The 23299-nt window shown below is 69.1% G+C and carries 24 protein-coding genes; 9 read left to right on the top strand and 15 right to left on the bottom strand.

The window, feature by feature from the left end; genetic code table 11:
- The first annotated feature begins 28 nt into the window (after positions 1-28).
- Positions 29-484: a GNAT family N-acetyltransferase gene (locus ACPYN5_RS07405; protein ID WP_424448337.1), complete on the top strand. Its 456-nt coding sequence runs from the start codon at positions 29-31 to the stop codon at positions 482-484.
- A 152-nt stretch (positions 485-636) separates the two neighbouring features.
- Here ACPYN5_RS07405 and ACPYN5_RS07400 read toward each other — a convergent pair whose 3' ends face one another.
- Positions 637-1269, bottom strand: a complete 633-nt coding sequence (locus ACPYN5_RS07400) for a TMEM175 family protein (protein ID WP_424448336.1) — start codon at positions 1267-1269, stop codon at positions 637-639.
- Positions 1270-1303: 34 nt separating this feature from the next.
- Positions 1304-1903, bottom strand: coding sequence for a TetR/AcrR family transcriptional regulator C-terminal domain-containing protein (locus ACPYN5_RS07395; protein WP_424448335.1), 600 nt, complete (start codon positions 1901-1903; stop codon positions 1304-1306).
- A 276-nt stretch (positions 1904-2179) separates the two neighbouring features.
- Here ACPYN5_RS07395 and ACPYN5_RS07390 point away from each other — a divergent pair, with 276 nt between their 5' ends.
- Both ACPYN5_RS07390 and ACPYN5_RS07385 read left to right on the top strand, forming a co-directional pair.
- Positions 2180-2842, top strand: a complete 663-nt coding sequence (locus tag ACPYN5_RS07390; protein ID WP_424448334.1) for a hypothetical protein — start codon at positions 2180-2182, stop codon at positions 2840-2842.
- Between the two features lie 49 nt (positions 2843-2891).
- On the top strand, positions 2892-3680 hold the full coding sequence (locus tag ACPYN5_RS07385; protein WP_424448333.1) for a DUF2382 domain-containing protein: 789 nt from the start codon (positions 2892-2894) through the stop codon (positions 3678-3680).
- A gap of 90 nt (positions 3681-3770) precedes the next feature.
- Here ACPYN5_RS07385 and ACPYN5_RS07380 read toward each other — a convergent pair whose 3' ends face one another.
- Positions 3771-4673, bottom strand: coding sequence for a LysR family transcriptional regulator (locus ACPYN5_RS07380; RefSeq protein ID WP_424448332.1), 903 nt, complete (start codon positions 4671-4673; stop codon positions 3771-3773).
- A gap of 72 nt (positions 4674-4745) precedes the next feature.
- Between ACPYN5_RS07380 and ACPYN5_RS07375 the strand changes: the two genes are divergently transcribed.
- A complete protein-coding gene (locus tag ACPYN5_RS07375; protein WP_424448331.1) occupies positions 4746-5693 on the top strand; it encodes a DMT family transporter in 948 nt (315 codons plus the stop codon).
- Between the two features lie 139 nt (positions 5694-5832).
- Positions 5833-6177 (top strand): hypothetical protein, encoded by a 345-nt coding sequence (locus ACPYN5_RS07370; RefSeq protein ID WP_424448330.1) that lies wholly within the window; start codon positions 5833-5835, stop codon positions 6175-6177.
- Positions 6178-6204: 27 nt separating this feature from the next.
- Here ACPYN5_RS07370 and ACPYN5_RS07365 read toward each other — a convergent pair whose 3' ends face one another.
- From ACPYN5_RS07365 to ACPYN5_RS07340, 6 genes are all read right to left on the bottom strand, one after another.
- Entirely contained in the window at positions 6205-6720 is a 516-nt protein-coding gene (locus ACPYN5_RS07365) for a DUF2231 domain-containing protein (RefSeq protein WP_424448329.1), read from the bottom strand.
- A gap of 13 nt (positions 6721-6733) precedes the next feature.
- The gene (locus ACPYN5_RS07360; RefSeq protein ID WP_424448328.1) at positions 6734-7243 is read right to left on the bottom strand and encodes a DUF2231 domain-containing protein; all 510 of its coding nucleotides are present in this window, start codon (positions 7241-7243) and stop codon (positions 6734-6736) included.
- A gap of 85 nt (positions 7244-7328) precedes the next feature.
- Positions 7329-9485: a 4-alpha-glucanotransferase gene (gene malQ, locus ACPYN5_RS07355; protein WP_424448327.1), complete on the bottom strand. Its 2157-nt coding sequence runs from the start codon at positions 9483-9485 to the stop codon at positions 7329-7331.
- 32 nt (positions 9486-9517) lie between these two features.
- Positions 9518-9904 (bottom strand): putative glycolipid-binding domain-containing protein, encoded by a 387-nt coding sequence (locus tag ACPYN5_RS07350; protein ID WP_424448326.1) that lies wholly within the window; start codon positions 9902-9904, stop codon positions 9518-9520.
- 176 nt (positions 9905-10080) lie between these two features.
- Positions 10081-11514, bottom strand: a complete 1434-nt coding sequence (locus ACPYN5_RS07345; protein ID WP_424448325.1) for a CCA tRNA nucleotidyltransferase — start codon at positions 11512-11514, stop codon at positions 10081-10083.
- 90 nt (positions 11515-11604) lie between these two features.
- Positions 11605-13143 (bottom strand): DUF7059 domain-containing protein, encoded by a 1539-nt coding sequence (locus ACPYN5_RS07340; RefSeq protein ID WP_424448324.1) that lies wholly within the window; start codon positions 13141-13143, stop codon positions 11605-11607.
- Positions 13144-13272: 129 nt separating this feature from the next.
- On the opposite strand from ACPYN5_RS07340, the gene ACPYN5_RS07335 reads away from it, so the two are divergent.
- From ACPYN5_RS07335 to trxA, 4 genes are all read left to right on the top strand, one after another.
- Positions 13273-15417 (top strand): DUF6049 family protein, encoded by a 2145-nt coding sequence (locus tag ACPYN5_RS07335; RefSeq protein WP_424448323.1) that lies wholly within the window; start codon positions 13273-13275, stop codon positions 15415-15417.
- The gene (gene murJ, locus ACPYN5_RS07330) at positions 15414-17021 is read left to right on the top strand and encodes a murein biosynthesis integral membrane protein MurJ (protein WP_424448322.1); all 1608 of its coding nucleotides are present in this window, start codon (positions 15414-15416) and stop codon (positions 17019-17021) included. Before ACPYN5_RS07335 ends, murJ begins: the two co-directional genes overlap by 4 nt.
- A gap of 103 nt (positions 17022-17124) precedes the next feature.
- Positions 17125-18138 (top strand): thioredoxin-disulfide reductase, encoded by a 1014-nt coding sequence (trxB, locus tag ACPYN5_RS07325; protein ID WP_424448321.1) that lies wholly within the window; start codon positions 17125-17127, stop codon positions 18136-18138.
- Between the two features lie 61 nt (positions 18139-18199).
- On the top strand, positions 18200-18523 hold the full coding sequence (gene trxA, locus ACPYN5_RS07320) for a thioredoxin (protein ID WP_178012290.1): 324 nt from the start codon (positions 18200-18202) through the stop codon (positions 18521-18523).
- A gap of 74 nt (positions 18524-18597) precedes the next feature.
- On the opposite strand, the gene ACPYN5_RS07315 is transcribed toward trxA, so the two are convergent.
- The 6 genes from ACPYN5_RS07315 to yidC all read right to left on the bottom strand — a co-directional run bounded on the left by ACPYN5_RS07315 (position 18598) and on the right by yidC (position 23295).
- The gene (locus ACPYN5_RS07315; protein WP_424448320.1) at positions 18598-18936 is read right to left on the bottom strand and encodes a tryptophan synthase subunit alpha; all 339 of its coding nucleotides are present in this window, start codon (positions 18934-18936) and stop codon (positions 18598-18600) included.
- A gap of 34 nt (positions 18937-18970) precedes the next feature.
- On the bottom strand, positions 18971-19954 hold the full coding sequence (locus tag ACPYN5_RS07310) for a ParB/RepB/Spo0J family partition protein (protein WP_424448319.1): 984 nt from the start codon (positions 19952-19954) through the stop codon (positions 18971-18973).
- Positions 19954-20883, bottom strand: a complete 930-nt coding sequence (locus ACPYN5_RS07305; RefSeq protein ID WP_424448318.1) for a ParA family protein — start codon at positions 20881-20883, stop codon at positions 19954-19956. The genes ACPYN5_RS07310 and ACPYN5_RS07305 overlap by 1 nt, the downstream gene beginning before the upstream one ends.
- Positions 20884-21015: 132 nt before the next feature.
- Complete coding sequence (gene rsmG / locus ACPYN5_RS07300; RefSeq protein ID WP_424448317.1) at positions 21016-21663, bottom strand: 16S rRNA (guanine(527)-N(7))-methyltransferase RsmG; 648 nt, start codon at positions 21661-21663, stop codon at positions 21016-21018.
- A complete protein-coding gene (locus ACPYN5_RS07295) occupies positions 21656-22162 on the bottom strand; it encodes a Jag family protein (RefSeq protein ID WP_424448316.1) in 507 nt (168 codons plus the stop codon). The genes rsmG and ACPYN5_RS07295 overlap by 8 nt, the downstream gene beginning before the upstream one ends.
- Positions 22163-22206: 44 nt before the next feature.
- Positions 22207-23295 carry a membrane protein insertase YidC gene (gene yidC / locus ACPYN5_RS07290; RefSeq protein WP_424448691.1) on the bottom strand — a complete coding sequence of 363 codons (1089 nt, stop codon included), beginning with the start codon at positions 23293-23295 and terminating at the stop codon, positions 22207-22209.
- Positions 23296-23299: the final 4 nt, after the last annotated feature.

The following is a 23299-nucleotide window of genomic DNA, read 5'->3' as shown; positions in this document are numbered from 1 at the left end:
GGGGGTGCCGAGCCCATAGCCTGGGCGGATGACGCTGGAGATCAGACGAGTCATCGATGCCGATGAGGAGGCGTGGTCGACGCTGTACGCCGGATACCGCAGCTTCTACTCACTCGAGGATGACGCGTCGGCGGTGCGCCGCACGTGGGAGTGGGTGTCGCAGGGGCGGCACGGTCTCACCGGTCTGGTCGCGGTCCACGATGGCTCCGTCGTCGGGCTCGCCAACCTCCGCCGGTTCGCGCGACCGTCCACGGCCACGATCGGTCTGTACCTCGACGATCTGTTCACCGCGCCCGAGGCGCGAGGCGCCGGGGTCGCATCGGGTCTGCTGCGCGAGGCCGCAGCCGTCGCCGCTGCCGAGGGCGCAAGCGTCGTTCGCTGGATCACTGCAGCCGACAACGCCGTCGCACGACGAATCTACGACGGCGTGGCCACCGCCACGGCATGGGTCACCTATGACATGAAGCCTTCCGCGACCGGCTGAATCCATCCGGAACCCGCTCGTCCACCTCGCCGAGGTCCCACTTCGGCCGGAGACTCACGCCCGATTGCCGGCCCAATCGGGACCTCGCATGCTGTGGCATCCGCCCCGGGCGCGACCGGCGCACTCTTCGCCGCGGTGCGCTGAGCTGCCGCTCAGCGCAGCATCCGCGCCGTCAGTTTCTGCGCCGTGCCGGTGAGGAACATGACGAGCAGCCCGAGGTAGCCGACGGCCGGGAAGCCGATCGCGATCGCGAGGGCCACGAGGAACAGGACGATCATCGAGAGGTCGATCGACATCCCCGCCCGCAGGTCCTGACGTGAAGCGCTGTGCAGCTCCGGATGCCGCGACAGGTGGATCCGGGTGACGAGCAGCATTCCGCTCGTGACGACGAGTGTGCCGATGTAGAGCACCTTCTGCAGAGCATCGTCGGCGACCTGTCCGGTGAGGGCGGTGACGACCGGCATCCACACGATCGTGAGCATCCAGCCGACCGTGATCCACATGAGCGCGGCGGTGATCCGCTGGACGGACACGAAGAGCCGGTGGTGCAGCATCCAGAACATCGCGATCAGCACGAAACTGATGAGGAAGCTCTGCAGCTGATGCCGCTGGTCGACGAGCCACTCCCACGTCGTATGGTCTCGGGCCGCGCTGTCGCCGACGCTCTCCATGAGCGGCAGGACCAGCAGCGTCATCGCGATGGCGACGACCGCGTCGACGAAGGCCTTCGTGCGCTCGGCGCTGAGTCCCCGGAAGCCGGACTCGGGCGCGACGTCCTCGCTCATGCCGAGGATGCTAGCGCGCCCGCGCCGGCCGTCGTCACTGCGAGAGATTGCGGTCCAACCGGTCGAGGAGAGACTCGAGCGAGATCTCGAACTCCTCGTCGCTGCGGTCCTCGCTGAGCAGCGCTCGCAGGCGGAGGACTTCGGGAGCATCCTGAAGATCGACGCGCCCGTCACCCTCGGGTATGGCGGCATCGCCCTCATCGAGGGCTTCGTCGACGGGTCCCGTGTCGGCGCCGCGGACGGCTGATTCGAGAAGCAGTTGCCCGAGGAGGAAGCTGCTGAACGCTCGGTAGGCATCGACCGCCTGGCCGTCGGTGAAGCCCTGCGAGATCAGCGAACTGAGGAAGATGTTCACGACTTCGACGCTCCGCAGCGGCGGACGCAGCCAGGGAGCTGCCGGGTGTCGAGTCGCGATCAGCGGGAAGGCCTGAGGGTGATCGATGGCGATCCGGCGAACGCTGTGAGCCGTCACCTGCAGGAATCCCTGCCATCGCGTGTGGGTCTCGGCGCTCAGTGTGGAGGTGAGGTCGGCCATGAGGAGCGCAACGACGCCCTCGAGCAGATCTTCCTTGCCATTGATGTACCGATAGAGCGACATCGCCTCGACGTTGAGTTCCTGCGCCAGCGAACGCATGGAGAGCCCCGAGGCCCCCAGGCGATCGATCTGACCGAGAGCGGTCGCGACGATGAGGTCGCGACTCAGCCTCGGAGAAGAAGCGTTGCCTGACGTGCTGTCGTCGTGACCCATCGCGAGCATCACCTTCCGGTCGTCCTCGAGTGTCCCACTGCTCGCGCACCATGCGCGCACGGGCCGCGTCCGACTTACGGTGTAAGCCGGAAAACCATACGCTCATCCGCCTGCGACGACAACGGCATTCGCGGCAGCCATCGATCGACGTACCGTCGCGCCATGAGCAGCAACAGCACTCCTGAGTACCGCGAGCCGGGTGCGCCTGTGTTCGATTCCGACTCCACCAGCGCGGCCGTCCCGGTCGAAAAAGGCCACACCGTGCGCCACGACGTCCACGAACGCGAGAAGGCGGAGTTCGGAGGCTTCAAGTTCGGATCCGCGTTCTTCGGTTGGCTCACCGCCATGGGATGCACCGTTCTCCTCACCGCCCTCGTCGCCGCGATCGGGGCCGCCATCGGCGTCGGCAGCGGCGCCACTCCCGACCAGGCCGCCGACGCAGCCGCGGACAACAGCACGACGGTCACCGTCGTCAGCGCCATCGTCATCGGTCTCGTCCTCCTCATCTCGTACTTCGCCGGCGGCTACGTGGCGGGACGAATGGCCCGCTTCAGCGGCGCGAAGCAGGGAATCGCCGTCTGGATCTGGGCGATCGTGATCGCGATCGTCGTCGCGGTCATCACCGCGATCGCCGGATCGCAGTGGGACATCCTCGGCAACCTGCAGGGCTTCCCGCGCATCCCCATCACACCCGAGACCGCGACCCTCACTGGCATCCTCACTGCGCTCGGCGCAGCCGTCGTCACCCTTGTCGGAGCCGTCCTCGGCGGACTCGCCGGGATGCGTTACCACCGCAAGGTCGACCGGGTCGGACTCGGGAGCTGAGCGCACCTCAGCAACCGCCGCAAGAACACCAGTGAAAGGCAAGACCACCATGATCAGTGAACAGAACGTCGCCAGCCTCATCGGAGCGAACGTCACCGACCCCGACGGCCACAAGGTCGGTTCCGTCGGGCAGATCTACGTCGACCCCGCGACCGGAAGGCCCAACTGGGCCACCGTTGCCACCGGGTTCTTCGGCACGTCCGAGTCGTTCGTTCCGCTCGATGACGCCGACGTCATCGACGGCGACCTGCGGGTGCCGTTCACCAAGGACTTCGTCAAAGGCGCCCCTCGGATGGAGACGGACTCGGAACTGTCCGAAGCCGAAGAGGCGAACCTGTACGAGTACTACCAGGGCCGCGACTCCTCGGGCGGCGCAGCCGATCGCGACCGCGACGTCTCGACCGATCATGCGGATGCCACCGCGGGCCACGACACGTCCGGCCCCAACACCGATCACGCGATGACCCGTTCCGAGGAGCAGCTGCACGTCGGCACCGAACGGGTGGAGACCGGCCGCGCACGGCTGCGCAAGTACGTCGTCACCGAGCAGGAGACGGTGACGGTTCCCGTCAGTCGCGAGGAGGTCCGGCTCGAGCGTGAGCCGATCACCGACGCGAACGCCGGCGACGCGCTGTCCGGACCCGACATCAGCGAGGAAGAACACGAAGTCGTCCTCTCGGAGGAACGACCGGTCATCGCCAAGGAGACCGTGCCGGTCGAGCGGGTCAAGCTCGACACCGACACCGTCACCGACACCGAGCAGGTCAGCGCGGACGTGCGCAAGGAAGAGATCGAGCTCGAGGGCGGTACTCCCGGAACCGCACACGATCGCCCCTGACCGACCTGTGCGCCCGTGCGGACGGGACGTCACCACGGAAGCGCCCCGTCGCGACAGCGAGCGGGGCGCTTTCGTGGATCGCGCCCCGCCTCAGCGCGGCGTCACCGCGACCGCGACCTGCCGTAGCGCTTCGAGGACTCTGCGGACGGGCGCGTGCGCAACCGCGTCGGGGCGGGCGAGCACGTCGACGTGGCGCGCGAACGGGGCGCCGACGATCGGGCGGAGAACCATCCCGTCCACGGCCAACGGGGCGGCGGTCGTCCGCGGCATCACGGCGACGGCACCGCCGGCGCGGACGACCTGAGCGGCGACGGAGAACTCGTTGATGCGGTGGTCGATGCGCGGGCTCTGACCGATCAGCGCGCCGAGGTGGGTGAGCACGCCGGCAAGAGGGAAGCCCTCGTGCGTCGAGATCCACCGTTCATCCCGCAACTGTTCGGGCCGGACGGCCTCAGAAGCGGCGAGGGGATGCGTCGCGGGCAGCGCGATGTCGAGCGGCTCCACGAGGAGCGGCATGACCACCAATCGCCGAACCGGCCACTCCGGATCATGCGCGAGGCGATGCGCGATCACGAGGTCGTAGTCGGCGGTGAGGCCGGCGAACTTGTCCTGTGCGACGTCGGCATCGGCCAGCGAGACCCGCGGCCCGTCGCCCAGCTCTGCGAGGAGCGGTGCGAAAAGGGTGAGGCCGGCGCTGTGGAACGCGGAGACGCGGACTGGCCGCTCATCATGGACGAGGAACGAGCCGACCGCGTCCTGTGCCTCGGCGAGGGCCTGCTCGACGCGCGTCGCCGCGATCGCGAGCGCTTCGCCGGCCTCCGTCAGTACGAGCCGGCGCCCCTGCTTGACCGTCAGTGGAACCGGCACACCGGCTTGCAATGCCGCGAGCTGCTGCGAGACCGCGGACGCGCTCACGTGCATCGAAGCGGCGACGGCCGCGACGCTGCCGCGGTCGCCGAGTTCGCGGAGAAGGCGGAGCCGAGCCGGATCCATAAGCAGATCCTTCAGTGTCGATGAAGAAGCAGGCCGTTGCTCTTCCGCATCGGCCCTCTGAACACTAGCCCTATGCCTCTCCGCCCGAGAACCGATTCCCTCGTCGATGCCCTCCTGCTCGGCGTCGCGGCCGTCTGGGGTGCGAGCTTCCTCGCCGCCAAGGACCTCGCTGCGGACACGGGCGTACCGTCGGCCGTCGCTCTCCGCTTCCTCGTCGCCGCAGCCGCGACGGCTCTCCTCTGCCTGGCACGGCGCGAGCACGTCCCCCGGGGACGGGGCCTCCTGATCGCCGTCGGCCTGGGCTGCTCGCAGGCCGCGGTCATCGGGCTCGAGACCTGGGGCGTACACCTCACGACGGCGACGAACGCGGGACTCCTGATCAGCCTGGCACTGGTCATGACTCCCGTCCTCGAGGGAATCGCCTCTCGCTCCTGGCTGCCGCGGCCATACTTCATCGCCGCCATCGTCGCCGTGGTCGGCGTCGCGCTCCTCGTCTCGGAGGGCGGTCTGCGCGAACCCACCATCGGCGATGCGCTCGTCATCGCCGCGGCGGCCGTCAGAGCGTTCCACGTGACGGCGAGCGCGCACCTCACCCGCGGCCGCGCGGATGGCTCACTTGGTATGGTGCTCGTTCAACTGGTCGTCTGTGCTGCCGTGTTCACGGTCATCGCCGGGCCCGATCTGCCCGCGGCCGCCCTCCGACTCGACGCGGGCGGCTGGATGAATGCCCTCTTCCTGGGGCTGCTCTGTTCGGTGTTCGCCTTCGTCGTGCAACTCTGGGCCGTGAGGCGCACCTCCGCCTCGCGAGCCAGCATCCTGATGGGCACCGAGCCGGTGTGGGCACTGCTCGTCGGCGTCGTCATCGCGGGCGAGGCGATCGGATTCATCGGGCTCTGCGGTGCCGTTCTCATCGTGGCCGCGAGCTATGCCGGTCAGGCCATCGAGCGGCGGCATCGAGAGCAAACGGAGGCGACCGCGAACCGATCCGGAGCTGCGCACGCTCCCCTGTCGATCGAGTGAGCCTCTCGCACGAACGCCGAATGCAACGGCCGAACGGCCGAATGCCCGACCACACCCGTCGCCTGGGCGATAATGAGCGCTGGGCATGGGCGCAGGGTCCTCGCCGTGGTCATTGGAGGACCGGATGCCGTTTCGGACGATGGAAACGCTGGAAGCATGGCTGGCGGAGTTCGGCGAGCTGGGTTACCCGATCAGCGACCGGTTGCGTGTGATGCCGCAGGAAGGCCCCGACGGACAGGACACCGGCTTGATCGGGCTCGACCTCGCCAACGCCGGGACGGTGACCTACCTCCAGCCCGAGCCGATCGGGTCGACGCACTGGGCCATCACGTTCGAGGCCCGCGAACTCGAGGTCAAGCTCGATGCCGGCCGGGCACTCGAGTTGTCGACCGAGCTGGCGATGGTCTCCGCGCTCTGCGCATTCCTGCAGAGCAAGTCCACCGCCTTCCTCCTCGAGCAGCACGCCGCGGCGACGTCCAGCTGAGGCGTCACGTCAGCCGCACGGGCCGCCTCAGCGCCGCGAACGGCGCGTGACGAAGCCCTCGGCCTGCTTGGACTCATGGGCGACGCGCACGCCGTAGCGGTACGCGAGCTTTCCGCCGAGCCACCCCGAGACACTCAGCGTCAGCAGGCTCACCGCGCTGAAGATCACGCCCGCGATCGGGATGTCGTCCGTCGAGGTGCGCAGGAAGAGCTGGAACAGGTACGCCCCGCACACGACGAAGTTGAGCCCCATGTGGATGGTGGCCGTGCTCGACGACCGGGTGCGGTCGGGGATGCGCATGTAGTCGAAGATGCCGAGCACGATGGCCACGACGCTCCCGACGAGGCCGATCCCGATGAGCACGCGCGATCCCACGGCGTACGGGGTGGGGTCGGCGACGATCAGGCCGATGATGTCGAAGACGAAGCTCGCGATCCACGCCCCGATCGGGATCGTGACGGCGATCGGGTGGAACGGATGTCCGTAAGGGCCGGCCAGCGGATTCGCAGGCCGCTTGTCGGGACGGGTGTCCAGGTCGGTCATGATCTCTCCTCGGTCAGGGCAACGGTTCCAGGCCCTCGGCCTGGGTCGTCTCGGTCGCGACGCGGACTCCGTACGTGTGGGCGAGCTTTCCGCCGAGCCATCCCGACACCGAGAGCAGCGCGAGTCCGCCGAAGCTCGCGATCATGGCGAGCGTCGGAACCGTCTCCTCCTCGACGCGAAGAGCCAGGCTTCCCGCGAAGACCGCCATGGCGATGAAGTTCAGCACCATGTGGGTCAGACCCGTCACCCGCGCGGGCGTGCCCTTCGGAATGCTGCTCCAGTCGATCAGACCCAGCACCGAGGCAACGACGGCGCCGAGAAGGCCGATCGCGATGAGGATGCGGGCGCCCAGGGCGTAAGCCGCGGCATCCGGGCTCATGACCGCGATGACATCGAAGACGGATGCCGACACCCACGCGCCGATGGGCAGGATGATCGCGATCGCATGGAACGGATGCCCATAGGGCCCCGCGATCAGCGACCGCGGGTATTTCGCCCGTGTCAGGGGTGCGGTGTCGACCATGGCGTTTCCTCTCGTCCGACATTCCGACCGTACGGGCGTCCCGGGGGGAGGTACGTACCGGGTTGACAAGCCCCGCGTCCGACCTCTACGGGCGCTCGCGCAGGCTGCGCTCCACCGCCTCAACCAGCGAGCGGAACCGCGGCGACGAAGCGAGATCGTCGAGCAGGACGACTCGGCGGTCGGCGTCCGCGAGCGGCACCTGCCAATTCGGGTACTCGTCGTCGGTTCCCGGCTGGTTCTGGACGCGCTTCTCACCGACCGCGTCGACCAGCGAGACGCCGAGCAACCGCGAGGGGGAGGCGGCGAGGAGGACGTGCAGGGCCTCGACGACCTCCCGCTCGCCGGCGTCGTCGCCGATCAGTCCGCGCGAGCGCAGCATCGCCAGCATCCGGTCGCGCTCCTGCTCGAAATCGGCGAGCTCGTCCTCCACCGAACGTGTGAGCAGCTCGAGCCGCGCGCGCAGGGCGACGTGCTCACCGTCGAGGTACCCGGCGGTCGGCGGCAGGTCGTGCGTGTTGACGGTGGCGAGCACGTCCGTGCGGTAGCGCTCCGGGGCAAGAGGCCCGCCGTCCTCATCGGTCTCGAACCACAGCACCGACGTGCCGAGGATGCCGCGCTCGGCGAGGTAGTCGCGCACCCAGGGCTCGACGAGGCCGAGGTCCTCCCCGATGATCACGGCGCCCGCCCGGTGCGCCTCGAGGGCGAGGACACCGATCATCGCCTCGTGGTCGTAGCGGACATAGGTGCCTTCGCCGGGCCCGAGCCCCTCCGGGATCCACCAGAGGCGGAAGAACCCGAGGATGTGGTCGATGCGCAGCGCTCCCGCATGCCGGAGGAGCGAACGGATCATGTCACGCAGCGGCGTGTACGCGTGCTCGGCGAGAGCCTGCGGCAACCACGGCGGCTGATTCCAGTTCTGACCCTGCTGGTTGTACATGTCGGGCGGCGCGCCCACGACGACACCCGGCGCGTAGAGGTCTCCCATCGACCAGGCGTCCGACCCCACCGTCGAGACGCCCACCGCGAGGTCGTGCATGATGCCGATCCGCATCCCGGCTGCTGCCGCCGACGCTGCCGCTTCATTCAGCTGCTCGTCGACGATCCACTGCAGCCAGACGTGGAAGGCGATGCGATCCCCCAGCGTGTCCCGGAGCTCGGTGACGACGGGGTCGTCGATCGCGGTGCCATCGGGCAGGCGCTCCCCCGTCTCCTTCTCGTGCTCGCGCACCGCGGACCACAGCGCGAAGTCGGCCAGGGCCGACCCCTCGCGGCGGGCGAAGGCGTCGCGCCGCGCGCGGCGCGCGGGCGACAGGGGGACATCGTGCACGAGAGCGAGCGCTTCGCGCTTAGCGGTCCAAGCGGCGTCGCGATCGATCCGCTCGGCGTTCGTGTTGCCTTTGGCCGCAGTCTGTTGCAGCGACGAGAAGCGTTCGCGCGCGGCATCACCGAGGTATGCCGCTTCGGGAATGAGCTCGGGTCGCACGTACAGGGGAGCCAGGAAACGACGAGATGACGGGAGGTAGGGCGACGGCTCGATCGGCGTCGTCACCTCGGCGGCGTGCACCGGGTTGATCAGCAGATAGTCCGCACCGGCCTCGCCCGCGACCGCGGCGAGGTCGGCGAGGTCGGCGAAGTCCCCCAGTCCCCAGGAGCGGCGGGAGCGCACTGAATACAGCTGAGCCATCAGACCCCAGGAGCGCTGCGCCCTCTCCGCGGGCGGCGGGGCCAGCCGCTGCGGCGTGACGATGAGCGCGCCGCTGTCGAGCACCTCGTCATCCCCGCCGTACTGTCGCGCCTGAACCGTATGCCACCCCAGCGGGACGTCGGCAGGCACGGGAACCCGCACCCGCCAGCGCGTCCGGCCGTCGACACTGCGCGCGACCGGCTGCTGCTCGGGAATAGCGAGTGGGCGCACGGAACCGTCCTCGAGCACCAGGGCGACCTCCACGTCATGACCGTCGGCGACGTGCAGCTCGATCGTCCCTCCCCCGCGGCGAACGACCGAGGATGCGGGCACGAGGCGCCGCCAGGGTGCCGCCTCCCCTTCGGCGAGAGCCGCCGCGGCCTCGTCGTCGTCGGCAGCCGCCACGCCCATCGCGCCGAGGATCGCGCGCAGCGTCGCGACGGGCACCTGCACCTGCACGCCCGAGTACGACCAGTACTCCGTGGCGACGCCGTGCGCCCGCGCGAGCGCGAGGAGCGTCGGTGTCGGCGCGTCATTCGGCGCGTTCATCTCGGACATCTCGCCACTCCTCATCTCCTCGACCGATTCGGTCACGACCCCGTCACCCGCTCGAACAGTCCCGGGTAGCTGAGGACGAATCCGTCGTCGTCGACCGTGATGGTCCGGCGGAAGTCGCGGTCACGCGACTCGAAGCAGTAGGCGCGCGGTCCGACACGCGTGTATCGCTGACGCCCAAGCCCGACGTCGAGGGAAGGCACCTGCACCCAGGCCACCTCGACGTCCGCGTGTCCGCCGACGGTGAGCTTCAGCCGCCGGATCGGCAGGGCGTTCGTCGCGGGGGTGGCGGTGATGTCGATGTCGATCGCGCCGTCGACCTCGCCCACGATGCGGGTGCCGTCATCGGAATACTCCGTCGTGCAGCGCTCGATCGTCTCGACCGATCCGATGCTCGTCCATGTGATCCGCGTGGTCCTCACGGATCGCCTCCCCTCGAGGTGCGGATGCCTCGGCACCCACCGGAGCGATGTTTCACGTGCAACATCGCGCCGCCATCCTCTCAGCGCATGCGGCGCGACGGAACGGTCGCTTGTCGGGGTTGCCGAGCGAAGCGAGTCATGCGACGATGCCGGGTCGCCGGGGACGACGGGGCGGGTCAGTTCGCGCTGCGCGCGGCCCACCACTCGCGCAGTCGCTGCTCCGCAGCATCCTCGCCGATCATGCCCTCATCGAGCCGGATGTCGAGGAGGTACCGGTACGCCTCGCCGACCTCGCGGCCGGGGCGGATGCCGAGGATCTCCTGGATGCGGTTGCCGTCGAGCTCCGGTCGCATCGCGCCGAGCTCCTCTGCCGCCGCGAGCTCGTCGATGCGGCGTTCGATGTCGTCGTACGCCGACTTCAGCCGCGCGGCCTTCCGCTTGTTCCGCGTCGTCACATCGGCGCGCGTCAGGATGTGCAGACGTTCGAGCTCGTCGCCCGCGTCGCGGACGTAGCGCCGCACGGCCGAGTCCGTCCACGCACCCTCGGAGTACCCGAAGAAGCGCAGGTGCAGCTCGACTAAGCGGCTCACCGATGCGATCGTGTCGGAGTCGAACCGCAGAGCCTGCAGGCGCTTGCGCGCCATGCGCGAGCCTTTGAGGTCGTGGTGGTGGAAGCTCACTCCCCCGCCGGGCTCGAGCTTTCGCGTCGCGGGCTTGCCGATGTCGTGAAGCAGCGCCGCCAGACGCAGGACGACATCGGGCTCGGTACCCGGGTTGCGCTCCTGCTCGAGCTCGATGGCCTGGCGCAGCACCGTCAGGGAGTGCTCGTAGACGTCTTTGTGGTGGTGGTGCTCGTCGATCTCGAGCCGGAGAGCGGGCACCTCGGGCAGCACGAGCTCCATCAGCCCCGTGTCGACGAGCGACCGGATGCCGTGATCGGGGTCATCGGTGCGCAGGAGTTTCACGAGCTCGCCCTGCACGCGCTCGGGGCTCACGATTGTCAGCGTCTCGCGGAGTTCCGCCATCGCCTGCCGGGTGGCGGAGTCGAGCGAGAAGCCGAGCTGCGACCCGAAGCGCGCGGCGCGCAGCATCCGCAACGGGTCGTCGCCGAAGCTCACCGCGGGATCGCTCGGAGTACGCAGCGTCGTGGCCACGAGGTCTTCGACGCCGCCCGTCGGGTCGACGAGGGACGGCCCCGGCACGCGCAGAGCCATGGCGTTGACGGTGAAGTCACGGCGCGCGAGGTCCTGCTCGAGGGTGTCGCCGAACTCCACGGTGGGCTTGCGGGTCACACCGTCGTAGCTGTCGGCGCGATAGGTGGTGATCTCGATCTGCTCGCCGCGGATCTTCGCACCGATCGTGCCGAAGGCGCGGCCGATGTCCCACGTCGCGGTGGCGAGCGGCTTGACGACGTGGAGGATGTCGTCGGGCCGGGCGTTCGTGGTGAAGTCGAGGTCGTTGGTCTTTCGCCCCAGCAGCGCATCCCGCACGGGGCCGCCGACGATCGCCAGCTCGTAGCCGGCGCGCTCGAATGCGTCGGCGAGCGCGGAGACGACGGGGGATGCCGCCAGGGCGCCCAGGCGCGCGACACCCTCGGCCATGTTCAGCATGCCCCGAGCCTACCCGGCCCCTCCGGGCCTCCCTCAGCCCGCGGTTCCGCTCGACCGTGCAGTCGGCCGGTCGCCCAGTCGCCCGGTCGCTCAGTCGGCCATCGCCGGCGATACGTCGGCGAACGACAGGAAGCCCGTGAAGAGCAGCTCGCGCACGCGAGGCAGCAGATCGGCGCGCAACGCACCGGGGTCCACCTCGAGCAGGTCGGCGATCGCCGCCACCAGCACTCCCACCGGAAGATCACCGTCGCTGGCTCCCACCAGCGCGGCGAGGGCGGGATCGACGTCGAGCACTCGGCCGAAGCCGGCACCCTGTCGCAGCTCGATCACCTGCGGGTCTTCGACGCCGGGCACATGGTGGCGCGCCTCGGTCACATCGGGCGCGACCCGCAGCACCGCGACATCCAGATCCGCGTCGGTCATGCTCGAGAGCCGCTCCCACGCGGCGAGCGCATCACCGACGTGCGGACCGAGGGCGCCGGGGATGCTGCCCGCGACGCGCTCGTAGCGTGCGAGCGTCGGGATGAGCGGCGGCCGGTGCAGCGTGATGTAGCCGAAGCCGACAGCCGTGACGCCGCGACCGGCGAAATCGTCAAGCCAGGCCTGGACGAGCGGAGCGTAGGCGGGCGAACCCGGCGCCGTGCCGCCGTCGCGCACCCACAGCTCGGCGTACGCGAGAGGATCGAGCTGTTCGCGCTCCACGACCCACGCGTCCAGCGCCACGGACGACTCCGACACCCACGAGCGCACGCGCTCGAGGCCGTCCTCGCCCTCGCGGTACTCCCAGTTGCCGAGCAGCTGTGCCACACCGCCGGGGGCGAGCACCGAGCCGACCTCTCGCACGAAGGCGGCGACGAGGTCATCGCCGGCCATCCCGCCGTCGCGGTACTCGTACGCCGGGACGCCCTCCACGCGCGGTGTGATCACGAACGGGGGGTTCGACACCACGCGTTCGAATCGCTCCCCCGCGACCGGATCGAACAGGCTGCCCAGCCGCGTCTCGATGCCGGCGACGTCGTTGAGGAGCGCGTTCAGCCGCGTGAAGGCGAGAGCCCGCTCCGACACGTCCGTCGCCACGACCGTGTCACCCGCGCGTCGCGCCCGGAGCGCCTGGATGCCGCACCCGGTGCCGATGTCGAGCACGCGGCCCACCCGGGTCGTGAGCTGGAGTCCCGCGAGCGTGAGCGAGGCACCGCCGACCCCGAGCACGTGACCGGTCGGCAGTGGACCGCCCACGGCCGCCTCGTCGAGGTCGCTCGCGATCCACCAGTGGCCCTCGCCGGCGGCATCCGAGATGTCCTGCGGTCGCACGAGGGCGTCGGGCACGACGAGCTCCCCCTCCCCGTGCGCGAGCCCGAGATCGATCAGCCCGTCGGCCCCGAGCGTGGGCAGCGCGGTGTTCACGACCGCGCGCGGCGCGGAGCCGCCGAGGAACAGCAGTCCCGCCAGCACGGCGAGGGCGTCGGTGCGTCCGGCGAGCACGCGGCGAGCGGGCTCGACGAGGCCGTGGCCCACCGCGGTGTCGACCATCGTGCCCCAGAGCCCGCGCACCGCGTCGGCGCGGTACCCCGCGGCATCCAGGTCGGTGCGGAGGGCCGCACAGCGGCCGGCGTCGGGGTTCAGGGTCACCCGACCATTCAACCCTGCAGAGCGCACGAATAGCCGCAGGCCCCGGCCCGCCTCGGATGACGCACAGCAGCGCCGCCCTAGACTCTGTGCGACCCTGCGGTCGGGTATCGCAGCGGGTCGAGAGCCGCCATGACCGACATTTCCCCTGCCCCCGCCCGCGCGCGTCGCGGCCGTCGCGGTGCCCGCCTGCTCGGGTGGCTCGCCGCGGCAGCCATCGCCGTCGGCCCGCTCGCCGCCCCCGGCGCCGCCCTGGCCGACTCCACGCCGACTCCGACGCCGAGCGCGAGCGCGACTCCCGGTGCTTCCGGAACCACAGCCCTCATCGTCGCTCCGGCCAACTCGGGGCTCGTCGCGACCGGCGCCGACGCCACGATCTCGGTGGTGCAGCGCAACGGCTCGGAACGGGCTCTCTCCGCCGGTGCGGTGTCGGTGGGGCTTTCGCGGTCGGCGCTGACCTCCGCGCAGGCCGTGGTCGATTGGCTCCGTCCCTCTGAGGATGCCGCAGAGCCGCTGCCGGTGCTCGAAGAGGTGGGCCGGGCCGACGTTCCCGAGCTCGCCGCCGGCGAGGAGCGGGGCACGAACGTGACGGTCTCCGCCACCGAGAAGGACCTCGTCGGGCTCGCGCCCGGCGTGTATCCCGTCTCGGTCTCCGCCCCCGGCGGCTCCTCCCGCACCGTCATCACGGTGCCGCGCCCCGACGCTCCCGCCCGGTCGGCCACGGTCGTCGTTCCCATCACCGCGGGGGCCCGGACGTCGGGGCTCCTCACGGCGACCGAGCTCTCCGATCTGACCGGTGACGACGGAGCGCTCAGCGCCGCCCTCGACGCCGTCGCGGGAACACCCGCCGTCCTCGCCGTCGATCCGGCGATCGTCGCGTCGATCCGCGTGCTGGGTTCGAGCGCACCGGCGAGTGCGACGGCGTGGCTCACGAGCCTCATGACCCTTCCCAACGAGCGCTTCGCGCTGCAGTTCGGCGACGCGGACCTTGCAACCCAGGTGCACGCCGGGCTCTCCGGCCCTCTCGAGCCCATGACGCTCGCCCCGTACGCCGATCCCGCCGACTTCGCCCCCGCCGCGGGGTCGACCACGAGCGCTCAGGTGCCCGATCTCGACGAGCTGCTGGCCGTCGGGACCGCGCTCAACACCGTCGACGACGTGTTCTGGCCCGCCGGTGGCACGGCCGGTGCGGATGTCGTGACGACGATCGACGCGACCTCCGGACCGGACGCCGCCGCGCTCACCCTCGTCCCCTCCGACACCGTGTCGAACGCCGTGTCAGGCGCCAGTGAGGATGTTCGAGCGGCCGTCGGCGAGGCCGACCTGCTCGTATACGACCGTCTGGTCTCGTCGGAGCTCGCGCGCGTGGCTGCGGCATCCGACGACGCACCGGTGCGGAGCGCGGCGCTCGCGGCTGCGACGGCGCAGGTCGCGTTGAGCGGCGAGGGACCGCTGGTCGCCACGATCGACCGGCCCGCGACGAGCTCGCGCGCCGGGCTGCGCAGTGCCATCGCAGCCGTCGCCGCCAGCCCGGGCGCATCCCCCGCCTCACTCGAGGACCTCCGCGCCGTGCCCGCGTCGCAGGTGACGGTCGCGGAGATCCCGGCCGCCGAAGACCGCGTGGCCGCCCTGCAGCGCTTCCTCGACGACGAAGCCCGCCTCGCCACCTTCGCCACCGCGCTCGTCGAGCCCGCTCAGCTGACGACGCGCGAGCGCACCGCCATCCTGCAGCTGATCGGCAACGCGTGGCTGGCGGACCCCTCGGCCTGGACGACGGCGGTCACCGACCACGAGCAGGCCACCGTGAGCACGCTGGATGCCGTCGGCATCGCCAATCCCGGCACGATCAACTTCCTCGCCACGAGCGCCCCCATCCCGGTCACCGTGCGCAACGACCTGCCGTGGCCGGTCTCGCTCGTGCTCTTCGCCGAAACCGGCGACCCCCGCCTCATCGTCCAGAAGGCGACCGTCGTCGAGGCCGGAGCCCAGCAGAACACGCGTGTCGACGTGCCCGTCGAAGCCCGCGTCGGGCGCGGCGAGACGACGCTCGATCTGCAACTGCGCAGCACGGCGGCGGTGCCGATCGGTGCCCCCGAGGCCATCGAGCTGACCGTCCGTGCGGAGTGGGAGTCGGTCGGTATCGCGGCGATCGTCGTGGTCGTCGTGGTCCTCATCGTCGCCGGTGTGATCCGCACGGTGCTGAAGCTGCGCCGGCGCCGAACCCACGGCGTTCCCGAACAGCGGAACGACCCCGAACAGCAGGAGATCACCGAGTGAGCGGAATCGGCCGAGCAGGAGCGGTCGTCGCCGCGGGAACACTCGTCTCCCGGGTCACGGGCCTCGTGCGCAACATCGTGCTCGCCGCTGCGCTGCCGGTGATCGCCACGAGCGCCACGGGCGGGGCGGCCGACGCGTTCGCGATCGCCAATCAGCTGCCGAATAACATCTACGCGATCATCTCGTCCGGCCTCCTGGCCGGCGTCATCGTCCCCCAGATCATCCAGGCGGCGAAGCACCGCGACGGCGGCAGCGCCTTCGTCTCCAAGCTGCTGACGCTCGGCGTCACCGCCCTCTTCGTCACGACGGTCATCGCCGTCGTCGCTGCGCCTCTGCTCGTGGCGGCGTTCGGCTCCCGGCTGGGGCCGGAGGCATCAGCGCTGACGCTGGCATTCGCCTACTGGTGCCTGCCGCAGCTGCTCTTCTACGGCATGTACGCACTTCTGGGCGAGATCCTCAACGCGCGTGGGGTGTTCGGTCCCTTCGCCTGGTCGCCGATCGTGAACAACATCGTGTCGATCATCGGCTTCGTCGTCTTCATCTGGCTCTTCGGGGTCCAAGAGGACGTGGTCGGCTGGACGCCGACGATGGTGTCCGTCATCGCCGGCACCGCCACCGCGGGCATCGTCGCGCAGGCTGGCGTGCTGCTCCTGTTCTGGCGCCGCGCCGGTCTGCACGTTCGTCCCGACTTCGGATGGCGCGGTATAGGACTGCGGCACATCGGGCGCCTCGCGGGCTGGACGTTCCTGATGGTCGTCGTCGGCCAGCTCGCCGGCCTCGTCCAGACGACCCTCGTCAGTGCGGCATCCAGCGCGGGCGCCTCGGTGGCCGCTATGTCCTACGCGTGGCTGGTGTTCATGCTGCCGTTCTCGGTCATCGTCCTGTCGATCGGAACGCCCTACTTCACCCGCCTGAGCGAGCATGTCGCCACCGGACGCCCCGACGCGCTCCGCTCCGACCTGGATGCCGCCACCCGAACGATCGGGATCTTCATGGTCGGCGCGCTTGCCGCGATCGTCGCGGCGATCCTGCCGATCTCTCGCGTCTTCACGACCGGTCCGCAGACGGCGGCGACGTTCGCCTGGGTGCTCGCCGCGTACCTCGTCGCTCTGCTCCCCCTGTCGTTCCAGTTCGTCCTGCAGCGCACGTTCTATGCCCACCAGGACACCCGCACACCCTTCGTGTTCACGTTGGTGCAGGCGATCCTCGTCGCCACGACCGCCGTCACCGCCTACCTCGTGCTGCCTGTCGAATACCTCGCGGTCGGCATCGCGCTGGGCCAGTCGCTCGCGAACATCGTCCAGCTGGTGCTCGCGGTCGTCCTCCTGCGGCGGAAGATCGGCCCGCTCGGCCTCGCCGGCGCGGTACGGGGCGTTCTCCGCTTCATCGTCGCCGGCATCCCCGCCTGCGCCGCGGGATGGGGCGTCTCGCTGCTCCTGACCGTGGTGTGGGGGTGGACGATCGAGACGATCGCCGCCGCGCTCTTCGGAGGCGCCGTGATCGGGCTGACGACACTCGTCGCCTACGTCATCCTCCTCGCCGTGCTTCGCGCGCCGGAGCTCGGTCCCGCCGTCCGCGCGGTGCGCCGCATCCTGGGGCGCTGACACTCCTCTCCTCGGCCGCCGGGGAATGCCCCACGGCTACCATGGGTTGGACGTGTCGGGGTATCCGCGACGCGGATTCCAGACCCCAGAAAGGGATGTCGACGTGCGACAGGTCATCATCATCGGATCCGGCCCCGCCGGCTACACGGCCGCGATCTACGCGGCACGCGCGAACCTGAAGCCGCTGCTCATCGCGAGCTCGGTCGAAGCGGGCGGCGAGCTGATGAACACCACCGAAGTCGAGAACTTCCCCGGCTTCCCCGAGGGCATCATGGGCCCCGATCTCATGACGAAGATGCAGGAGCAGGCCGAGAAGTTCGGCACCGAGGTGCTGTACGACGACGTCGTCGACCTCGACATCGCCGGCCCCGTCAAGAAGATCACCCTGGGCAGCGGTGCGACGCACGAAGCCGACAGCCTCGTCTTCGCCACCGGTTCCGCTCCTCGCAAGATCGGCATCGAGGGCGAGAGCCGCCTCTCCGGACGCGGCGTCTCGTACTGCGCCACCTGCGACGGCTTCTTCTTCCGCGACCGCGTGATCGCCGTCGTCGGCGGTGGGGACTCCGCCATGGAGGAGGCCACGTTCCTGACGAAGTTCGCGTCGAAGGTGTACGTCATCCACCGCCGCGACGAGCTGCGCGCCTCGAAGATCATGCAGAACCGCGCGATGAACAACGACAAGATCGAGTTCGTCTGGAACAGTGAGGTCGCCGACATCCTGGGCGAGGATGCCGTGACCGGCGTCGTCCTGCGCGACACCGTCGACGGATCGACGCGCGAGCTCGCTCTCGACGGGATCTTCGTCGCGATCGGCTACGACCCCCGCACCCACCTCGTGCACGGCGCGCTCGACCTGACCGAGCACGGCACCGTGTGGGTGGACGGCCGCTCGTCGCGCACGTCCGTCCCCGGCGTCTTCGCCGCTGGTGACGTCATCGACCCGACCTACCGCCAGGCGGTCACCGCCGCGGGCAGTGGAACCGTCGCGGCACTGGACGTCGAGCACTACCTCGCCGCCCTCGGCGAGGCCGCCGAGCCTGCGGCCGACTCGTCGCCGCTGCGCGGCCGACCCGACGAGGGCCTGGAGTCGCTCGTCGCCGAGACCGAGAACGCATAACGGAACATTTCACCCGCCCGCGTCGTTGACGTAGGCGACACCCTTTCGAAGGAGATCACACATGACCGCCAAGGCCACGACCGAAAGCACCTGGCAGCAGGACGTCCTCGACGCCGACGGACCCGTCCTCGTCGACTTCTGGGCCGCGTGGTGCGGTCCGTGTCGGATGGTCAGCCCCATCCTCGACGAGATCGCCGGCGAGCACCCCGACAAGATCACGGTGCTCAAGCTCAACGTCGACGAGAACCCCAACCTCGCCATGCAGTACCAGATCACCTCCATCCCGGCGATGAAGGTCTTCAACAAGGGTGAGGTCGAGAAGACGATCATCGGCGCCAAGCCGAAGTTCGCCCTCGAGCAGGACCTCGCCACCTACATCGGCTGAGAGCCCGGACGTAGGAAGTCCCGGTCGGATATTGCATCTGACCGGGACTTTTCTTTGTCCTGCATGAGGCAGGATCAGGAAGCATCCGCGCGCGTCGCGGCATCCCAGCGGCGGTGCGGTTCGCTGCCGAGAAGCCGCCATACGGCACGTGTCAGCTCCGGATGATCCAGGGCGATCTGCCGGAGCACGCGGTAGTTGCGAGCGGAGCTCGGACGTCCACCGCCGTAAGCCGCGATGTTCTCGGCGCGCAGCATCAGCACGACCAGTTCATCGACCGTCGGAAGCTCCTCCATGAACTCCCACGGGTCTTCGCCGCTTCGCAGGCGCTCTTCCACGAGAACCGAGAGCTCGTCGGCCGCCTCCGCGCGAAGCAACTCGACGCTGGCGCGCCTCGGGGTCTGCTCGTCACTCACCGAACAAGCCTAAGCGGCGTGGCCGACATCGGGGTCAGCGGGCGCCGTACGCGTCCTCGCCCAGCTCGGCGAGGATGCGGTTCAGGTCCTGGATCGTCGCGAAGTCGACGACGATCTGACCCTTGCGCGCGCCCAGCGAGATTTTGACCTTCGTGTCGAGGCGGTCGCCCAGCCGACCCGCGACCTCATCGAGGTGCGCCCGCACACCGCCGGCCTTCGGCGCGGGGCGGCGGGTGCCGGCCGACTCGACGGTCTTCGCGGCAGCCTCGGCGGCGCGAACGGACAGGTCTTCGTTGACGATCTTGTCGGCGAGACGCTGCATCCCGTCGGGGCCGTCGACCGAGAGGATGGCTCGGGCGTGACCGGCGCTCAGAACACCGGCCGCGACGCGCTGCTGTACGGGCATGGGCAGCCGCAGCAGACGGATCGTGTTGCTGATCTGCGGCCGTGAGCGCCCGATCCGGGTGGCAAGCTCCTCCTGGGTGATCCCGAAGTCTTCGAGGAGCTGCTGATACGCCGAGGCTTCTTCCAGAGGGTTCAGCTGCGACCGGTGCAGGTTCTCCAGCAGCGCGTCCCGGAGCAGATTCTCGTCGGAGGTGTCGCGCAGAACCGCGGGAATCGCCGTCAAGCCCGCCTCGCGCGCCGCGCGGGTGCGCCGCTCCCCCATGATCAGCTCGTACTTGCCGTCCTCGTTCGTCCGCACGACGACCGGCTGCAGGACACCGAACTCCCGCACACTGTGGACGAGTTCCGCGAGATCGTCACTGTCGAAGTGCGTGCGCGGCTGCCGCGGGTTGGGAACGATGTCGTGAGGATCCACCTGGATGAGCGCGGCCCCTGGGATCGAGACCAGCTGCGGCGCGTCGGCATCCTTCGCATCGGTGGACGTCGACGCATCCCCGGCAACGGTGGCCGTCGATCCACCAGGGAAGAAGACGTCGACCGGGCGCGTTGCCGACGCTTCCGAGGTAGGGATCAATGCGCCGATTCCTCGACCCAATCCGGTGCGCTTGGCCATCAGGCTTCTCCCTTGTCTGCGTGTGGCGTCGCAGACGCGCGCTGCGCGATCTCGACGGCTGCCTCGCGGTATGCCACCGCGCCGGCCGATTGCCCATCGTAGGCGATGACTGTCTGGCCGAAACTCGGCGCCTCCGACACACGGACCGAGCGCGGGATGACCGTGCGGAGTACCTCGTTCGGGAAGTGCGACCGGACCTCCTCCGCGACCTGCTGTGCGAGGCGGGTGCGCCCGTCGTACATCGTCAGCAGGATCGTCGACAGGTGAAGTCGGCTGTTCAAGTGCTTCTGGATCATCGACACGCTGCCCAGCAGCTGGCTCAGGCCCTCGAGCGCGTAGTACTCGCACTGAATAGGGATCAGAAGCTCGTCCGCGGCGGTGAACGCATTGATCGTGAGCAGACCCAGGGAGGGCGGGCAGTCGATGAGGACGAAGTCGATACGATCCTCTGCCGTTGCCAGGTAGTCCTCGATCGCGGTGCGCAGCCGATGCTCGCGCGCGACCTGAGAGACCAGCTCGATCTCCGCACCGGCGAGGTGGATCGTGCTGGGCGCGCAGAGGAGGTTGGGCGACTCCGGGCTGGTCTGGATGATGTCCGAGAGCGGGAACTGGTCGATGAGCACGTCGTAGACGCTCGGGATGTCCGCGCTGTGAGGCACCCCCAGCGCGGTCGACGCATTCCCCTGCGGATCGAGGTCGATCACGAGGACTCGTGCGCCCACAGATGTGAGGGACGCAGCCAGGTTCACCGTCGTGGTGGTCTTCCCGACGCCGCCCTTCTGGTTCGACACCGTGATTACGCGCGGCTCGCCGGAGAACGTGAGGGTGATCGTGTCCAGAGCACGCCGTCGCGACGACAGATCGGCGATCTCACGCGCCAGGGGTGAATCGAACGTCAACGACGCGCGGCCCGAATCGGCTTCTGTCATTCGTTCAACTCCTCGTTGTCAATGTCTCACTCTAGGCAGGGCCGCCGACGTTCGCGTGATCCGGCGGTCCGCCGGTGTTTCACGTGAAACATGCACCCGCGACCGGCCGGCATCCGTGTTTCACGTGAAACATCAGCGCACGGTGGCGCGGATGACTCGCGTGGGCTCCGCGAGGACCGCATCCCCGACGACCTCGACACGCACATCGGTCAGGCGGAACCGTCGGATGGCCTTCTCGGCTGCGGCGATCTCCGTCTGTGCGTTGGCGCCCTTAAGCAGGATCAGCTCGCCACCGTCACGAACCAGCGGAGCGGTCAGAGGTACGAGAGTCCGGAAAGCACTCACTGCACGAGCGGTCACCGCATCGAGAGTCGCACCCCGGTTCCACTCCTCTGCCCGCGTGCGGACGATCTCAACGTTCTCGAGACCGAGGTCGCTGACCTGCTCCGTCAGCCATGCCACGCGGCGCTCCATCGTCTCGATGAGAACCCACTCGACGTCAGGTCGTGCGATCGCCAGCACGAGACCGGGCAGGCCGGCTCCCGAACCCACGTCGCCCACGCGACCCGAGAACAGCGGCGCAGCCGCAGCACAGTTGAGAACGTGGCGTGTCCACAACCGGGGCAGCTCGAGCGGGCCGATGAGACCACGCTCTTCCCCGTGGGCGGCCAACGACGCCGTATAGCGACGAACGAGATCGGCTCGAGGCCCGAAGAACGCCTCGACGGCGTCGGCCGGCTCGGGTTCGATCACGGGTGTTTCACGTGAAACATCAGCCATGACGGATGACGGTGTGCCGGTCGGCGCCTTCACCGTAGGACTCCGACACGACGCCGCGCTCGGCGGCGATGTCGTGCACGAGCTTGCGCTCGTAGCTCGACATCGCAGGAAGCGATGCCTGCGAGGCGCCGTCGTTCAAGCGCTCGACGGCCCGGTCGACCAGGCGCTCGAGCTCGCGCTGGCGCGCGTCGCGCGAACCGCCGATGTCGAGGATGAGCCGCGAGAAGCGACCGGTCTTCGTCTGCACGGCGATGCGCGTGAGTTCCTGCACGGCCTGCACCACGTCGGGGTCGGCGAGCAGCCGCAGCGACTCCGGCTCTTCGGCCTCGACCGAGACGTACGCCCGACCCGCGCGTACGTCAAGGTTGAGGTCGCCGTCGATGTCGGCGATGTCGAGCAGCCCTTCGATGTAGTCGGCCGCGATATCCCCCTCCTGCTCGAGGTCTTCGACCGTCGCCTCGGTTCGCTCAGCCGTCGGGGACTCGGTGGGGTTCGTCATGGTTCCTCGCGTGTTCGATCTATCCGGTGAAGGCAGCCCGGGGCTCAGCCCTGCGGCGTGTCCTTCTGCGACTGCTTCTTCGCGCGCTGCTTGCCCATGGGCTGCTGCCGCTTCGGCTGAGCAGCGCGTGCGCGCTCAGCCTCCTCGAGAAGACGCTGCTGCTCGGCCTCGTACTTCTCCATCGAAATGACGCGGCCCTTCGCATCGAGTGCCTTGCCCTTACGCGCGAGGCGCTCCTCGCGGGCCTTCGCGGCCTCGGATCCGGGGGTCGGAAGGTTGCGGATGACGATGAACTGCTGCGCCATGGTCCAGATGTTCGACGTGAACCAGTACATGACGACACCGAGCGGGAAGAAGACGCCCGAGAAGATGAACGCCAGCGGCAGCACGTACAGCATGATCTTCTGCATCTGGTACGCCTGGCCGGTCTTGGCCTCGGGCGACAGGTTCTTCGAGATGATCTGCAGCTGCGTGATGAACTGCGACACGATCATCAGCACGACGAGGATCACCAGGATGGTGACGGTGGCCGTCTGTCCGAGGTTGATCGCCTCGATCATGTTGGTGTGCAGCGGCGCGACGTCGAACAGCTGCGCGTCGTAGAACTGCTTCGTGAGGTCCACGTTGAGCAGGCCGACGCCACCGACGCCCCATTCGGCGTGCTTCTTCACGTCGCTCAGCGTGTAGAACATGCCGAGGAGGATGGGCATCTGCACCAGTAGCGGAAGGCAGCTCGACACCGGTGTCGTGCCGTGCTTCTTGTACAGCGCCATGGTCTCCCGGCTCATGGCCTCACGAGAGAGCTGGTCGCGCTTGCCGCGGTACTTCTCCTGGATCTTGCGCATGTCGGGCGCGAGCTCCATCATCTTCCGCTGGCTCTTGATCTGCCGCACGAACAGCGGGATGAGGGCCGAGCGGACCACGATGACCAGGCCGATGATCGACATGACCCAGGTCGCACCCGCGGCGGCCGGCATGCCCACCGTGGTGAGGACCCAGTGCCAGAAGACCAGGATCGCCTCGACGAGGAACTTGAACGGCCACATGATCGTGCTGAAGAAGTCAGCACCGCCGGGAGGAGGAGTCGTCGGGGTCGGCACGACGGGAGTCGGCGTGGCGAGGAAGAGATCCAGCACG

This window comes from Microbacterium arborescens (assembly GCF_049707515.1).
GTDB classification, from domain to species: domain Bacteria; phylum Actinomycetota; class Actinomycetes; order Actinomycetales; family Microbacteriaceae; genus Microbacterium; species Microbacterium arborescens_B.
The sequence above is the reverse complement of the archived record's forward strand: the minus strand, read 5'-3'. Positions and strand labels throughout refer to the sequence as shown.